The 15,529-nt window shown below is 25.5% G+C and carries 20 protein-coding genes; 7 read left to right on the top strand and 13 right to left on the bottom strand.

Annotated features, from left to right (window positions below; genetic code table 11):
* The first annotated feature begins 1 nt into the window (after position 1).
* Positions 2-1,351: an MmgE/PrpD family protein gene (locus tag AMYT_RS05140; RefSeq protein ID WP_114841483.1), complete on the top strand. Its 1,350-nt coding sequence runs from the start codon at positions 2-4 to the stop codon at positions 1,349-1,351.
* Between the two features lie 18 nt (positions 1,352-1,369).
* On the opposite strand, the gene AMYT_RS05135 is transcribed toward AMYT_RS05140, so the two are convergent.
* From AMYT_RS05135 to AMYT_RS05105, 7 genes are all read right to left on the bottom strand, one after another.
* Positions 1,370-2,050 (bottom strand): response regulator transcription factor, encoded by a 681-nt coding sequence (locus AMYT_RS05135; RefSeq protein WP_114841482.1) that lies wholly within the window; start codon positions 2,048-2,050, stop codon positions 1,370-1,372.
* A 3-nt stretch (positions 2,051-2,053) separates the two neighbouring features.
* A complete protein-coding gene (locus AMYT_RS05130; protein WP_114841481.1) occupies positions 2,054-3,178 on the bottom strand; it encodes a sensor histidine kinase in 1,125 nt (374 codons plus the stop codon).
* A gap of 42 nt (positions 3,179-3,220) precedes the next feature.
* Positions 3,221-3,910 (bottom strand): aspartate/glutamate racemase family protein, encoded by a 690-nt coding sequence (locus tag AMYT_RS05125; RefSeq protein WP_114841480.1) that lies wholly within the window; start codon positions 3,908-3,910, stop codon positions 3,221-3,223.
* Between the two features lie 29 nt (positions 3,911-3,939).
* Positions 3,940-5,382 carry an alanine/glycine:cation symporter family protein gene (locus tag AMYT_RS05120; RefSeq protein ID WP_114841479.1) on the bottom strand — a complete coding sequence of 481 codons (1,443 nt, stop codon included), beginning with the start codon at positions 5,380-5,382 and terminating at the stop codon, positions 3,940-3,942.
* Positions 5,383-5,498: 116 nt separating this feature from the next.
* Positions 5,499-6,680 (bottom strand): MFS transporter, encoded by a 1,182-nt coding sequence (locus tag AMYT_RS05115; protein ID WP_114841478.1) that lies wholly within the window; start codon positions 6,678-6,680, stop codon positions 5,499-5,501.
* Complete coding sequence (locus AMYT_RS05110) at positions 6,677-7,393, bottom strand: sulfite exporter TauE/SafE family protein (RefSeq protein WP_114841477.1); 717 nt, start codon at positions 7,391-7,393, stop codon at positions 6,677-6,679. The genes AMYT_RS05115 and AMYT_RS05110 overlap by 4 nt, the downstream gene beginning before the upstream one ends.
* Positions 7,394-7,491: 98 nt before the next feature.
* Positions 7,492-7,947, bottom strand: a complete 456-nt coding sequence (locus AMYT_RS05105) for a hypothetical protein (protein WP_114841476.1) — start codon at positions 7,945-7,947, stop codon at positions 7,492-7,494.
* A gap of 101 nt (positions 7,948-8,048) precedes the next feature.
* On the opposite strand from AMYT_RS05105, the gene AMYT_RS05100 reads away from it, so the two are divergent.
* The 5 genes from AMYT_RS05100 (at position 8,049) to AMYT_RS05080 (ending at position 10,636) form a co-directional block, all read left to right on the top strand.
* Positions 8,049-8,318 carry a CBU_0592 family membrane protein gene (locus AMYT_RS05100; RefSeq protein WP_114841475.1) on the top strand — a complete coding sequence of 90 codons (270 nt, stop codon included), beginning with the start codon at positions 8,049-8,051 and terminating at the stop codon, positions 8,316-8,318.
* Entirely contained in the window at positions 8,290-8,526 is a 237-nt protein-coding gene (locus AMYT_RS05095; RefSeq protein ID WP_114841474.1) for a hypothetical protein, read from the top strand. Before AMYT_RS05100 ends, AMYT_RS05095 begins: the two co-directional genes overlap by 29 nt.
* Before the next feature lie 83 nt (positions 8,527-8,609).
* Entirely contained in the window at positions 8,610-9,263 is a 654-nt protein-coding gene (locus AMYT_RS05090; protein WP_114841473.1) for a peroxiredoxin-like family protein, read from the top strand.
* 8 nt (positions 9,264-9,271) lie between these two features.
* Positions 9,272-9,850 (top strand): TetR/AcrR family transcriptional regulator, encoded by a 579-nt coding sequence (locus AMYT_RS05085; protein WP_114841472.1) that lies wholly within the window; start codon positions 9,272-9,274, stop codon positions 9,848-9,850.
* Positions 9,851-10,636: an exodeoxyribonuclease III gene (locus AMYT_RS05080; protein ID WP_114841471.1), complete on the top strand. Its 786-nt coding sequence runs from the start codon at positions 9,851-9,853 to the stop codon at positions 10,634-10,636.
* A 43-nt stretch (positions 10,637-10,679) separates the two neighbouring features.
* Here AMYT_RS05080 and AMYT_RS05075 read toward each other — a convergent pair whose 3' ends face one another.
* The 5 genes from AMYT_RS05075 to AMYT_RS05055 all read right to left on the bottom strand — a co-directional run bounded on the left by AMYT_RS05075 (position 10,680) and on the right by AMYT_RS05055 (position 13,573).
* Positions 10,680-10,970, bottom strand: coding sequence for an RNA recognition motif domain-containing protein (locus tag AMYT_RS05075; RefSeq protein ID WP_114841470.1), 291 nt, complete (start codon positions 10,968-10,970; stop codon positions 10,680-10,682).
* A 172-nt stretch (positions 10,971-11,142) separates the two neighbouring features.
* Positions 11,143-12,024, bottom strand: a complete 882-nt coding sequence (locus AMYT_RS05070) for a radical SAM protein (protein WP_114841469.1) — start codon at positions 12,022-12,024, stop codon at positions 11,143-11,145.
* Positions 12,015-12,434, bottom strand: a complete 420-nt coding sequence (locus tag AMYT_RS05065; protein WP_114841468.1) for a phosphate-starvation-inducible PsiE family protein — start codon at positions 12,432-12,434, stop codon at positions 12,015-12,017. Before AMYT_RS05065 ends, AMYT_RS05070 begins: the two co-directional genes overlap by 10 nt.
* Before the next feature lie 8 nt (positions 12,435-12,442).
* Positions 12,443-13,297 (bottom strand): ADP-ribosylglycohydrolase family protein, encoded by an 855-nt coding sequence (locus AMYT_RS05060; RefSeq protein WP_114841467.1) that lies wholly within the window; start codon positions 13,295-13,297, stop codon positions 12,443-12,445.
* A gap of 9 nt (positions 13,298-13,306) precedes the next feature.
* Positions 13,307-13,573, bottom strand: coding sequence for a DnaJ domain-containing protein (locus tag AMYT_RS05055; RefSeq protein ID WP_114841466.1), 267 nt, complete (start codon positions 13,571-13,573; stop codon positions 13,307-13,309).
* A 128-nt stretch (positions 13,574-13,701) separates the two neighbouring features.
* Here AMYT_RS05055 and AMYT_RS05050 point away from each other — a divergent pair, with 128 nt between their 5' ends.
* On the top strand, positions 13,702-14,325 hold the full coding sequence (locus tag AMYT_RS05050) for a DsbA family protein (RefSeq protein ID WP_114841465.1): 624 nt from the start codon (positions 13,702-13,704) through the stop codon (positions 14,323-14,325).
* Here the strand turns inward: AMYT_RS05050 and AMYT_RS05045 are convergent.
* On the bottom strand, positions 14,322-15,491 hold the full coding sequence (locus AMYT_RS05045; RefSeq protein WP_114841464.1) for a cache domain-containing protein: 1,170 nt from the start codon (positions 15,489-15,491) through the stop codon (positions 14,322-14,324). The genes AMYT_RS05050 and AMYT_RS05045 overlap by 4 nt on opposite strands.
* Between the last annotated feature and the right edge of the window lie 38 nt (positions 15,492-15,529).

Here is a 15,529-nt window from a genome sequence, read left to right as displayed (position 1 = left end):
AATGGAAAAATCACTTTCTGAACAAATTGCTTATTTTGTAAAAAATACAAAATATGAGAATCTTCCTTTAGAATTAATTGAATTAATAAAAGAGGCCCTTATTGATTATGTAGGTGTTACAATTGCAGGGAAAGAGGTTAAAAATGTAGTAGATACAAAAGAGTATATAAAAACAAGAACCAACTTAAAAGAAGCAACAATCTTTGGCTGTAAAGAACAAAGTTCAGTTGAATATACTGCAATGATAAATGCTATGGCTTCACATATTTTAGATTATGATGATGTAAGCTGGACAACAATAGGACATCCAACAGTTGTTGTTGCACCTGTTGCTTTTGCAATGGCTGAAAAATATAATAAAACAGCAAAAGATGTGATTTTAGCTTATGCCTTAGGGGTTGAAGTTATGCACAAACTTGCACAAAAAACTATGCCAAATATCTCTAAAAAAGGGTGGCATACAACCTGTGTTTATGGAGTTTTTGGAGCAGTAGTAGCAGCTTCTGTATTAAAAGGTTCTTCTTTTGAAGTAATAATAAATGCAATAGGAATTGCTGCATCTAAAGCTTCTGGTATAAGATCAAACTTTGGAACTGGTACAAAATCATATCATGCAGGATTGGCTTCTTTTAATGCAATTGAAACTCTTTATTTGGCAACATATGGTTTAAATTCATCAGTTAAAGCCTTAGAAGATACAGATGGTTTTATTCAAACTTATGCAGATATTAATTTACTTGAAGATTATAATTTAAATCTAGGAGTAAATTGGGATTTATTAGAGTTTGGCTTAGTTTTTAAACAATATCCTTGTTGCAGTGCCTCACATCCTGCTGCTGATTTAATAAAAAATTTAACTCAAAAATATTTACTGGAAGATATAAATATAGAAAAAATTGAAGTTGGTTGTTCTTTATTGGCCCCAAAAGAATTAATATGTGATTTTCCTAAAAATGCCCTTGAAGCAAAATTTTCAATGAGATATGCAATTGCATCAATGATAATTTATAAAAATCTTGGATTAGAAGAGTTTACAAATAAAAAAGTAAAAGAAAAAAAAGTTCAAGAATTAATGAAAAAAATAGATATTTCTATTGATTCAGAATTTAAGAAACTAGGATTTATAGGTACCTCACCCACTAGAATTAAAATTAAAACAAAAAATATAGAAATTGAAGAGATAAATTATCTTGCAAAAGGAAATCCAGAAAAAAAACTATCCGAACAAGAGATAAAAGATAAGTTTTTTCAATGCACTAAAGGCTTAGAAAACCAAGAAAAACTTTTTAATTTACTAAAAAGTTTTGAAAAAGAAAAAAACTTATTAAGACTTTTAGAGTATATAAAATAAGAAAAACTTTTTCTTATTTTATATTATTAAAGTATATCCCTCTTGGGGAACATTTTTTATAATATTTAGTGGCAATTTTGCCCTTAAATCTTTAATAAAAGATTTTAAAGCATGACTAGTCATCTCTTTATCTAACCAAAGTTCCTCTTCAATTTGCATATAAGTTACTATTGAATCTCTTCTTTGTACTAATAATTGTAAAAAATCTTTTTCTCTTTTACGTAATGGAATTATTTCACTATCTTTATAAATTAATTCCCTTTTTTCTATATCTAAAATTAAATCTTCAGTTATCTTTATGGGTTTATGATTTTTATTTAAATATTTTATCAAAGCTTCATTTAGTTTTTTTAAATTTAAAGGTTTTAAAATATAGTGATTTATATTTAGATTTATCAAATTCATTAAATACTCTTCATTTGAAAAAGCAGTTAAAACAAAAATTGTAGTATTTAAATCATTTTCTCTTACTCTTTTTATAAACTCAACCCCATCACAATTTTTCATTTGAATATCAGTTAAAATAATTTTAGGTTTATAATATTCATAAATTTCAAAAGCTTCATTTCCATCCCTTGCTTCATAAACCTCATCAAAATAGTATTTTAAAGTTTGAACAATAACTTCTCTAATACCATTTTCATCTTCAACACATAATATTGGTATATTTTTTAACTCTTTATATAATCTTTCATTCATTTTTTATCCTCTCAATGAGATTTTAAACACTGCACCATTTTCATCATTATAAACGCTAAGTTCACCATGCATATTTGTTTCAATTATAAGTTTTGAAATATATAATCCAAGACCTGTTCCTTTAGAAGAGTCTTTTGTACTATAATATGGATCAAAAATTAAATCAAAATTTTCTTCTTTAATCCCTCCAGCATTATCCTTAATTGTAACAATACTATGATAATTTTTACTATCTATTATTAAATCAATTTGAGGGTTTTGAATATCTCTTTCAACTAAAATATCCCTTGCATTTGAAATAAGATTTAAAATAACTTGAGAATATTCCGTTGGATAACCGTAAATTTGTCTATCATTTTTCACATCAACATTTAAAAATATTCCACTATTATCCAAAGTTGCATTTATTAAACTTATGGCTTTTTGACATGAATCATAAGCATAAAAATTCTCTTTTTTCTTATCTGGTTTATAAAAATTTCTAAAGTCATCAATTGTATTTGACATAAACTCTATCATTTTATCACTTTTTTCAATAGAGTTTAAAATATGTTCTTCTGTAACTTTTTTAAATCTTGTTGCAGTTTCTAATTCCATTAAAATAACTGATAATTGAGTTAAAGGTTGTCTCCATTGATGGGCTATCATACTAAGCATAGTACCCATTCTGGCTAACCTTGATTGCTGTAAAATTGCTTTATCTTTTCTTTTGGCTTCTTCAATTCCTTGTTGAACCTTATAAGATAAAGTATCATTAAGCCTTTGTAGTTTATCCTCATTTGTTTGTACTTGTTTTTTATATTTTTTAACAACATCATTAATAATAGAAATCATTAAAAGAGAAAAAAGTACCATAAAAAAAAGAACTACTTTTGTTAAAACAGACATAAAATTTTTAAATTCTTCTTGTCTTTTAATATGTAGTTCTTTTTTCTTTTCAATTAAAATATTAAGTGTTCTTCTATCATTGCTTTTACTAAGATATATCTCTTTATACTCTTTTAAATCAGCTTCAAAGTTTCTATCTGATAGTTTCAAATAGTAAGAAGTTGCAAAAAAAGCTATAAATAAGATACTTAAAAAAGGCATAATAATGGTAAAAAAGGGAATTCCTTCTTTTCTAAACATAAAAAACCTCTGATTATTTATATTACATATAATGGCTAAATCTTACTTAAAACTTTTTTGAACTAATTTTTTAGCTAATAATTCAGTTACATCAATTAAGTTTTTATTATTTGTTTTATAGTTAATTAAAGGAAGTTCAGTACAAGCTAAAAAAATCTCTTTTGAATCTAAGTTTATAACTATTTTCTTAAATTCTTCTATAACTTTAGTATCTTTTCCACCTCTTTTTTTTACTTCATAAATTAAATTATGAACTTTTAAAAAGTCTTTTGGAAGTTCCACATCAAAATTTTCATATAAAGGTTTAAAAACAGAATATTCTTTCATTTGTAAAATAGGTAGTGCTGCAATTATTGCTATTTTTTTTAAATTATTTTCTTCTATATATTCATTTACCACATCTAAAGTTGATAAGAATTTATCTTTATATCCTATACTTTCTATTTTAGATGCATACAAATTTAAAGTATTACATGCAATTACAAAATAATCCACATATTTACAAATTTCAATAATACCTTGCTTTAAAGTTTCCCAAACTATATCATAGTTTTTTTCTAATTCCATAGAAAGACCTAAATTAGGAATTGAAAAAATAGTTATATTAGGAGCATCTAAATCTCCATTAAACTTATCTTTTAAATATAGTTTATTTTCATATAAAATTTTTTGCCATAAATCAATTCCAGCTTCAGGCCCAGAGCCTGTAATAATTCCAATTTTTTTTCTCATAAAAAAAAAGAAGTAAGAAGACTTACTTCTTACTCCTTATCTCTTTTATCATTGATATTATCAACAATTTCTTTCCAAATTTGTTTATCAATTTTAAATTCTTGATAGTCATTATATCTTAAAACTGGTTTTATTCCCTCTTTAATTTGTCTATCATACCCTTTAATAAGTCTTAATACTGGTTTATATAAAATTGCAATTACAATCATATTAATAACAGCAAGTAATCCCATTGATAAATCAGCAAATGAGAAAATAGAACCTAAATCTTGAAATGAACCCCAAACAATTAATAAAATACAAACTACCCTAAAAATATTAAATAAAGGTATATTTCCTTTACTAAAGAAGTTTAAACTATTTTCAGCAAGATAGTAGTTATATAACATTGAAGAGAAACCAAATAATAATAAAGCAATAGTTACAAAGTATCCACCATATGGCCCAATATGCTCAATAAGTGCATTTTGAGTTAATAATACCCCTTGAACACCCTCCGCACCTGGAACATAAACTCCAGATAAAAGAATAATAAATGCTGTACAAGAGCATAATATAATAGTATCAATAAATACTGAAAAAGATTGAACTATTCCTTGTTGAACTGGATGTGCAACATAAGCAACAGCAGCAACATTTGGAGCAGAACCAAGCCCAGCTTCATTTGAGAACATTCCTCTTTTTGCACCTTGTAAAATAACTGCTCCAATACCACCACTAATAGCAGAACTTGGACTAAAAGCTTCAGATACTATAAGATTAAATAAAGCAGGTATTTCTGTAATATTTAAAGAAATTACAACAACTGCTATTAAAAGGTATCCTAAAGCCATAATAGGAACAATAACTTCAGATAGTTTTGTAATTCTTTTAATTCCACCAAAAATTGTTATACCAAAAATAATTGTTAATCCTATTCCTGTAACCCAAGTTGGAACAGAAAATGAAGAAGCAAATGAAGTTGAAATAATAAATGATTGAGTTGCATTAAAAGCAAAACCAAAAGTAATCATTAGAAGAACAGAGATTATAATACCTATCCACTTTTGCCCTAAAGCTTTTGTAGCATAATAAGCAGGCCCACCTCTATATACGCAAGAGTCTTGCTTATCTTTTTCTTTATATAATTGTGCTAATGAGCATTCGAAGAAACTTGTACTCATACCAATAAGCCCAATTATCCACATCCAAAATACTGCTCCAGGACCTCCTAAAGTAATAGCAACGGCAACCCCTGCAATATTTCCCCCACCAACTCTTCCAGCAACACTTAACATAAGTGCTTGAAAAGAACTAATATGTCCATCTTTATCATGTACAGTATCTCTTAAAATATTAAACATTTTAAAGAAATATCTAAACTGTACAAATCTCGAACTTACTGTAAAAAATATACCTAAAATTGGTAGTAAATATATTAAGATATTACCCCAAATAAGATTATTTAGAAAATCATTGATTTCTACTAACATCCCATCTCCTTTTGTGTTATTGAAAAGTGTAACATTCAAAGGAGGGGTAAAAGTGTAGTTTTTATGTTAAAACTTGCAAATTTTATAAAAAATATAAGTAAAAATAATATTTCTTATTATTTTACAAGTATAGTTTCAAAACCTCTTTGGGGTTCTTTTGGAATTAAAAAAGATAAAATAAAAGAAATAAAAGCAATACTTGCACCTATTATAAATACTAAAGAAGAAGAATATAACCATACAAGACCTAAAAAAGCAGGTAAAAAAACTGCAGCTATGTGATTTATAGTAAAACTAACAGCAGAAGCAGAAGCTATATCTTTAGGGTCTGCTATTTTTTGAAAATATGTTTTTAATGCTATTGCCATTGAAAAAAGTAAATGATCAATTACATATAAAGCAAAAGCTATATATACATTTTCCACAAAAGCATATGAGATAAATACTAAAATAAGCCCCATATATTCAAATCTTAAAGTAGTTCTTTCTCCAAATTTTACAATAAACTTACCAATTTTAGGTGCAAAATAGATATTTAAAACTGCATTTATAAATAGCAAAATAACCATATTATGAATATCTACACCAAACTTTTCAACAAGTAAAAACCCTGCAAAAACTATAAAAATCTGTCTTCTTGCCCCAGCTAAAAAAGTAAGAAGATAAAAAAGCCAATACTCTTTTTTTAATCTAATTTTCTTTTCTTGTGGAACTTTTTCTTTAAAATGAGCAAATAAAATCCAAGCAGCAATACCTATAATAATTGTAATTCCACCAAATATCATATAAACATATTTATACTCTACATTTAAAAAGTTCATTAAAATATAAATTAATACAAATACAATTAAACCTGTAAAAGATTTAATAGCAGAAATCTTTCCTAAAATTAAAGGAGCTTTCTTTTTATCTAACCATTGTAAAGATAAAGATTGATTTAAAGTCTCTAAATAGTGAAATCCCAAAGACATAATAATAGTTGTAATATATAATCCAATAGCACTAGGGAAAAGCCCTGTTAAAAAAGTACCAAAACCTAAAGTAATCATAGAAATATAAACTAATCTTTGCTGACATATAAAAATAATTACTAAAATAACACTAAAAGCTAAAAAGCCTGGAATTTCTCTTAAACTTTGAAGTATTCCTATTTGACTTCCATCAAAAGAAGCTTTTTCCACAACAAAGTTGTTTAAAAGGCTCATCCATGCAGAAAAAGATACAATCATAGCAATAGTTATTAAATATAATAAAATCTCTTTTGAGACGAAGATTCTTTTAAAAAATGTTCTTTTCATATAAACACACTCACTATTACTTTAATAGCTAAAAGTGACAATAAAACTTTTAATAAAGTTCTAAATTTTTTTCCATCAATTTTATCTCTTAGTTTAGTTCCTGCATAACTTCCTGCAATTGCTCCAATAATCATAAAAAGTAAAAGCCAAATATATTCAAAAAAAGCAAAACCAAAAAAAATAAATACAAAAACCTTAAAAATATGTGTTATTGCCATAAGCGCTGCACCTGTTGCAACTACTTTATTTTTATCTTCATAATCTTTAAATAATAAAGTCATACTAAGAGGACCAGTTGCTCCAACTACTAAAGAAACCCCTGTTTGTATAAATCCAATCAAAAAATAACTTTCAAATTTTTTTATTTTTTCATTAAATTTACTTGACCATAAAGATAAAAGAATATAAATACCAATAAATAAAGGGATATATTCTAAAGAAATATGATAAATAATTAAGGAAATAATTCCTACACCTAATAAAGAACCTAAAATAAATTTAGGTAAAACTTGATATTGGACATCTTTATATCCAAATACTGCCCTACTAAAATTACTAGTCATTTGAGTTAATCCATGAATAGGAATAAGAGCATTTAAAGGTAAAAAAGAAGGAAGTATTGCAATTAGAATCATTCCTCCACCAAGTCCAACAACTCCTGCAATAGTTGATGTGAAAAAGGTGATAATTCCAAGTAAAATTTCTGTAGTCATTTGTAATCTTTATAAATAAAAGTAAAATAGCTAAAAATATCTTATAAAGAGAAAAAATATATAGATTAACTATAATATATATTTAAAATATAAGTTTTTTAGATTAGTTCATTTACATCTTTTAAGCATTTGGTGATTTTTTTATTTAAATTAGAATAAGAAGTTGCTTTTGAATTACAACTTTTATTTCTTTTTTTATTTATAATTTTTAAAGAAATATCTTTTATTTGAATATTAAATTCATCACTAGAAGAGTATCTATTTGATTTATTTAAAATATAAATTTGTGCTTTATTATCATTTTTTAGACATATTTTGTATTTTGGCTTATTAAAAGTATCATAATTTACTTTTGTATTAAAAAAGCAGTATGACTTTTCTTTAAACCCATTTAGTGTATCATAATATATACCTAGCTTATAATAAAATTTCATATTTTTTGAATTGTTTTTATCTAAGATATTAAAATTTGCTTCCATATTAATCTTATTATATTCATATGAGTTAGCATGTAGATAAAAAAATGAGATAAATAACAAGATAATTTTTTTCAAAGGTTCTCTTTTTTTAGTGGAATTATAAAATATTAAAATAAAAATAATATTTTAATGTTTACTAAGATTTTAATTTAAAAAATAATTAAGAAAGGTTTTAAATGGATATATTCCAATGGATTGGCTTTTTAGGAATGGCATTTGTAGTTGGTGCTTACTTTTTTTTACAAACAAATAAATATGATATTCACTGTATTGAATATCAATTATTAAATTTAGTTGGTGCAATTTTATTACTTATTTCACTATGTGTTCATTTTAATTTAGGTTCTTTTATAATAGAAATATTTTGGATTATAATTACAATTTATGGAATCTATAAAAATTTAAGGAAGAAAAAAAATGAAAAAATTAATACTTTTAATCCTTAGTATTTATACTATTGTAAGTGCAAATGAATATGGCAAGATTGATATGCATGGTGGTAAAAGTGATGTAATTATTAATAAAAACCAAAACTTCAATAAATCTAATTTTCAAAGTTTAGGAAAAACTTTAAATAAAAAAGAAGAAAAAAAAATAGAAGTAAAAATGGACGCAACTTTTAGAATAGAGAGTAAAAAAACTACTTCAAAGTAGTTTTTTGCCCTTGACATAAAGTTTAAAACTTGTTAATATTTCAAATAGACCGACCGGTCGGTTTTAAACTAAAAGGATCAAAAATGTCAAGATTACAAGAAGAAATTAAAAAATATCAAGAGAGTTTTAAACAAAAAGTTCCCCAAGATATTCAAGAGCTTATGTTAAAAGCCACAAAAAAGCTACAAGAACAAAAACTAAGTAAAAATGCCTTAAAAGTTGGGGATAAAGCAATTACTTTTAAATTAAAAAATGCAAATTATAAAGAGATTTGTTTAGAAGAACAATTAAAAGAAAATGATTTTATAGTTCTAAATTTTTATAGAGGACAATGGTGCCCTTATTGTAATTTGGAATTACAAGCTTTACAAAGTATTAATGCACAACTTAAAGCTTTAAATGGAAAAATTATTGCAATTTCTCCTCAAACACCAGATAATAGTTTAACTACTAAAGAAAAAAATGAACTAGAATTTGAAGTTTTAAGCGATGAATTTAATAAAGTTGCAAAAGAGTATGGATTGGTATTTTCTTTAGATGAAGAGTTAAGACCAATATATAAAAGCTTTGGAATAGATATAATTACTGCAAACAATGAAGATAGCTTTAAACTTCCAATGCCAGCAACATTTGTAATAAATAAAAACAAAGAAATTATTTACTCATTTGTAGATGAGGACTATACAAAAAGAAGCGAACCTCAAACAATATTAGATATAATACAAAAAAATAAATAAGGGTTTATATGCAAGATATTAGGACAAGATTGATTGAAGCAACTTTTCAAGAGGTCTTTTCCCAAGGATATAATAAAGCTTCATTATCAAATATTTTAGAAAAAGCCAATACTAAAAAAGGTTCTATGTATCACTATTTTCCTTCAAAAAAAGATATGGTTTTAGCTATGATTGAAGAGAAAATTGAAAATAGATTAAAAATTAAATGGGAAGCCTTAGAAAAGAAAGATAAAGGGATTTTAGACGCTTTTATTGCTATTTTAAAAGATACTCCTAATTGGGATTTAACTTATGGTTGTCCTTTGGGAAATCTTCTTCAAGAGTTTCTTAATGAAGATAAAGAGTTTGAACAATTACTAAATACTATTTTAGATAAATGGAAAAATCAATTTATTAATATCTTGCAAAAAGCTAAAGATAATAAAGAGTTAAAAGAAGATACAAATATAGAAGAGTTAGCAATATTTTTAATGTCTTCAATTCAAGGGGCACTTTTACTTACAAAGAAGTACACAACAGACAAACTATTTGTAGCTTCAATGAATCAACTAATATCTTATATAAACTCTTTAAGAGTAAGGAATTAAATGCAAATATATAGATTTATCTCATGGAATGTAAATGGGATTAGAGCAGTGGAAAAAAAAGAAGCTTTAAAGTGGGTTGATAATGAAAAAGTTGATATTTTAGGACTACAAGAGATAAAAGCTGAAGAAAATCAAATCCCAAAAACTATTTTTGAAAAAGAATTTTCTTTTAAACATATAAATCCTTGTAGTATTAAAGGTCGTTCTGGAACTGCACTATATAGTGATATAGAACCTTTTTTTGCAGATAAAACTTTAAATGTAGATATTTTAAAAGAAGGAAGAATTAACGAAGCTCACTTTAATTTTAATAATAAAAAAATTGCTTTTTTTAATGTATATTTTCCAAATGGGCAAAGTAAAGATGAAAGACTAACTTATAAGATGCAATTTTATGATAGATTTTTAGAACACTGCGAAAATCTTAAAAAAGATGGTTTTTCTATAATAGTTTGTGGAGATGTAAATACTGCCCATAAAGAGATAGATTTAGCAAGGCCAAAGGCAAATGAAGAGACTTCTGGTTTTCTTCCTATGGAAAGGGAATGGATTACAAAATTTTTAAATCATGGATATATTGATACTTTTAGGTATATAAACGGTGATGAACCTCATAATTATAGCTGGTGGAGTTATAGAGCTAATGCTAGGACAAATAATGTTGGCTGGAGAATTGATTATTTTTATGTAAGTGAAGATTTAAAAGATAATATTAATGATGCATATATATTAAATGAGTATATGGGAAGTGATCACTGCCCTATTGTATTAGAAATAAAACTATAAAAAAAGGCAAGGTAAAACCTTGCCTCGTGAATAACCAATGTTATTAGTTTCTATTAAAACTTCTTCTTGGTCTATCTTCTCTTGGTCTTTCTTCTCTTGGTTTTGCCTCATTGATTTTAAGAGTTCTTCCTTCGAATTCTTTTCCGTTTAATTCATCAATAGCATTTTGTCCTGCACCATTATCATTCATTCCGATAAATGCAAAACCTTTTGCTCTTCCTGTTTCTCTATCAGTGATGATTTTAACAGAATTAACTTCTCCATACTGAGCAAATAAAGCTCTTAAACTCTCTTCAGTAGTCCCATAAGACATATTCCCAACGTAAATTTGCATTTTTTCTCTTTTCCTTTGATATTTATATTTTATAACGGACTTATACATACTTTACGCTGATTCATATTGTCTGTATAGGCACATCAAAAATATTAGTAAAGCCATTATACTATAATAATCTGTGTTTTTATCATTTTTTTATAAAAAAACAATACTTTTGAAAAAAAATGTTTTAAAAACCTCTTAGAAAGTTCGGAATTAAGGTGTTTTCATTAGTTAATGCAAACTCAATTTCTTTTATTAACCTTTGCTTATCTTTTGGTAAATTTCCAGCTAAAGCCAATGAATTTGAAGCATGATTTGAACGAAATATTATTTGTTTTGTAGGATTTAAATTTTTTAATAACTTTTTTTGCTCTTCAAGCATTTCTTTATCATCTAAAAATTCAAAATCAACTCCAAAGTTTTTAATATACTTTAAATAAGAATTTGAATCCAAAATTAATTGTAAAGTAGATAAATAATTAATTGTTGTTTGATTAATAAGTTCTGCTGTTTTTTTTATATGTAAAGAACTTAATGCCTTACCTGCAACTCCTAAAATAACTGTTGCAGAGATTTTAATATTTGCTTTTGAAGCTTTATTTAATCCCTCTATCATCTTTTCATTTGAAATTGGTTTATTGATTTTTTTTAAAACTTCAAAGCTACCTGATTCTATGCCATAATAAATAAGACTAAGTTTTTTACTTCTTAAAAGTTCTAACTCTTCAAAACTTTTTTCAAGTAAGTTAAAAGCAGAGGCATAAATAGATACTCTTCTTAAATTTGGAAAAGCTTCATTTAAACTATCTAAAATTTCCACTAAGATATTAGTTTTTAAACTTAAAGCATCTCCATCAGCTAAAAAAACTCTTGTAATTGTATTATTGTAAGAAGAAATAGACTCTATTTCTTTTTTTATAGTTTTAATATCTTTTTGTTTATACTGTTTAGTTTCATACATACTACAAAAGGCACAGTTATTAAAACTGCACCCAAATGTTACTTGAAGAATTAAAGAATTTGCTTCAGCAGGTGGCCTATATAAAGGCTCTTCATAATTTAAGAACATCTATTATTTATATCTTTTTTTATATAATCTTGAGATGTTTTAATAGATAAATATCTAACAACTAATAAAAATATAATAACCCCTGATAGTATTAAAATATTAAAATTAACTGGATTTGAGAAAACTGCTTCAAAGGATTTTAACTCAACAGTATTTACTTTTACCACATTTACAATAAATTCTCTTAAAGTTAAAATTATAAAAGCATCAACTAAGATACTTAAAACAACTCTTTGTTCCCTTATAAAATGAATTACAGCTCTTACTATTTCTAAAAAAATAATAAAATACAACATATAGATAATAAAATCCATAAGCATATCTAAAGCTATTGCAATAATAAATAATATTGTTGCAACTACTATTTCTATATATGATTTATTTTTTAAGAAATCAACTATTTTTTCCATTTATCCTCTTATATATTTTTTTTGATTTTTAACCAAGATTTTGGAAATGAATTTATACCATATTTTGCTGAAAATATCATACTTGCAAGCATAGCTCTAGCACTACTATCTCCACCTGCTTTTGCATTACAAAATAACATATCTTTTAAATTATCAAATTTAAATAGTAAATGTAATACTCCACCAAAACCTTCATTTACTCCACAAGCAGGACCAAACTCTCTAATTACTTTTAAAGTATCTGCTGTTTTTGTCTCTTGCGCTTTTAAAATAAACTCTTGAATATCAAAACTGCTTTCATCTTTTAGTTGAAGTATTGCTTCTTTTATTTGTATTCCTTCAAATACTTTTAAAAGTAATTTTGCAAAAAATATTGAAGCATTAATACTTTCTAAAGAGTTATGTGTAAGTTTTACAAACTTTTCAACATTTGATAAAAACTCTTTTTTTGATTTTGAAACTAAAAGTAAAGAAGCTATCCTTCCAACTATTGATAAATCAGATGAAGAAGCCCCTAGAACTTCACCTTTTTCTAATAGATTAATAGAGTTTTTTGAAGAAGAGTCTATATAGCCATTATATACTTTTATTTGTTCTAGCCAATATTTTGCATACTCTTTTTCATCAAAGTTCTCTTTATCTTTTAAAAATTCATATAACCAAATAGTTTGATCACCATAATGAGTAAAATCTCCAGCAGTTTTCCCTTTATGCCAAATGGCACAAGGTGCATTTAATTCGTTCCAGTCTATTTTTAAATTTAATAATTGCTTTTCATCATATATCCAATGGGCACCTAAACTATAAGAATCTGCAACTAAAGTAGCTAAAACTATCTCTTTAACTCTTTTTTTATCAAACATTTTTTTCTCCTAAATATTCCAGTTTTTATAATTTGTAAATGAAGGATATTGAGATTTAAACTCTTCTTCTTCAAAACTAAATTTATAATTTTCCATATAACTTAATAATAAATCATATGCATCTTTTAGTTCTTGAAATTTTTGCTCACTACCAGTTGGCGTATCTGGATGATATTTTTTTGAAAGCTTTAAATACTTTTGTTTTAACTGTTTTTTTGAAGTTTTAGTTAAAATACCAAATATATCAACTGCTTTTTCAAACTCTTCTTTATCCATAATTTTCCTAAATTCATATCTAGTTTTATCATAACTTATTTATTCTTTAATTATAAAAAGTTAATTTGTAATAATATAGTAACTTTTTATTTAAGATGCTATTATAAAAAAAACTTAAAAGGTAAACTGTGAAATATACTCTTTATTATATCCATGACCCTATGTGTTCTTGGTGTTATGCTTTTAAACCAACTTTAAATGAAATTAAAAACTCTTTAGATAAAGATTATAAGTTTATAAATATTGTTGGAGGATTAGCAAAACACACACAAGAACCAATGCCAAAAGATATGCAAGAAATGATTGAAAATATTTGGTATCAAATAGAAAATGAAGTAGGTACTAAATTTAATCATAACTTTTGGAGAGTTTGTACTCCTAGACGTTCAACCTATGAAGCTTGCAAAGCTGTAATAATTGCAAGACAGTACAATAAAGAAGAGCAAATGATAGAAGCTATTCAAGAAGCTTATTATCAAAAAGCTTTAAATCCTTCAAATTGGGAAACTTTAATTTCTTTAGCCCAAGAGTTAAATATCCCTAAAGAAGAGTTTGAAGAAAAAATAAAAAGTAATAAAGCACAAACTCTTTTAGAAGAGGATTTAAATCTAAGAAGAAAACTAAAAGTAAGAGTATTTCCAACACTTCTTTTAAAATATAAAAAAGAGATTTATCCTATAAATATACAATATAATGAACCATTAAAAATGCTAAAACAAATAAAAGATTTAACTTCTAATATTTATTTTTAGTATTCATCATTAAAGTTTTTATTATCTCTTCTAGTGGATAAAGCAAGGGTAATTAAAGATAAAACAATAAGAACAATTACAAAAATTATTGCACTTATAATTGTAATAATTTGTAAACTTTTTTGAGATTTCTCTTCCATGTTTTTTATCTTTGTTTCCACATCATCAATATAAGCACCTGTTCCAACTATCCAATCCCAAGGCTCAAACTTTTTAACATATGAAAATTTTGGTTTAGGTTCATCTTCTCCTGGCTTTGGCCAAGAATATAAAACTAAACCACCCTCTTCTTTTTTATTTGCTAAAGTTGCAAATTCTAAGAAGATTTTTTGACCTTCTTTATCTTTAAATTCACTTAGATTTTTTCCATTAAGTTCTTTAAAAATTGGATGCATTACCATTCTTGGTTCACTTGTATTTATCCAAAAGTAACCGTTTTCTCCATACTTAATTTGAGAAATTGTTTTTAAAGCTTCATCTTGAAGTTTTTTTGTAACATCTTCCACATAATCACCTGTTCCAATAATCCAATTGAAAGGCTTAAAAACTTTTATAAAAGAGATTTTATCTTGAGCTTTTTCAAAGCCTGGTTTTGGCCATAAATAATCAACAAAGCCCTCTTTATTTGTAGATGCCACATGAATAAAAGCTTTAAAAAGTTCTTTTCCTGTTTCATCTTTCATTTTTATAAGATTTTTATTATTTAGTTCAGTTTGTATGGGGTGCATTAGCATAATACCTTTAAAATCATTTACCCAAAAATAACCATTTTCTCCATATTTTGAAGCTTTAATAGTTTTTAAAAGATGCTGCTTTAACTGCTGTTTATTCATTGTATTTTTATGATTTTTATAAGTCTCTTCTAAAATTGAAAAAAGTAATCCCATCTGTTCTATTAGATGTTCTTGAACCTCTTGTTTTATCTTTTCTTTTGAAGTTCTTTGATAAAAAGATTCAATAGTTTGAATAGTTACTTGTACATAATTTTGAAGTTCTGTTTGTGTTTTTAAGTAAATATCAGTTTTATAATTTTCAATATTGGATTTATTTATAGAATTTACGGCAATAATTGTTCCAATTAAAGTAACAATTGCTAAAAAAAGAATAATAAAAATAGAAATAACTAAAATTTTAGTTTTTGTTGAAACATTTATTGTACCAGTCATAATAATCTCCTAAAGACCTTATAACTTAAGTATACTTC

This window comes from Malaciobacter mytili LMG 24559 (assembly GCF_003346775.1).
Lineage (GTDB): Bacteria > Campylobacterota > Campylobacteria > Campylobacterales > Arcobacteraceae > Malaciobacter > Malaciobacter mytili.
This window is presented reverse-complemented; position numbering and strand designations above follow the sequence as displayed.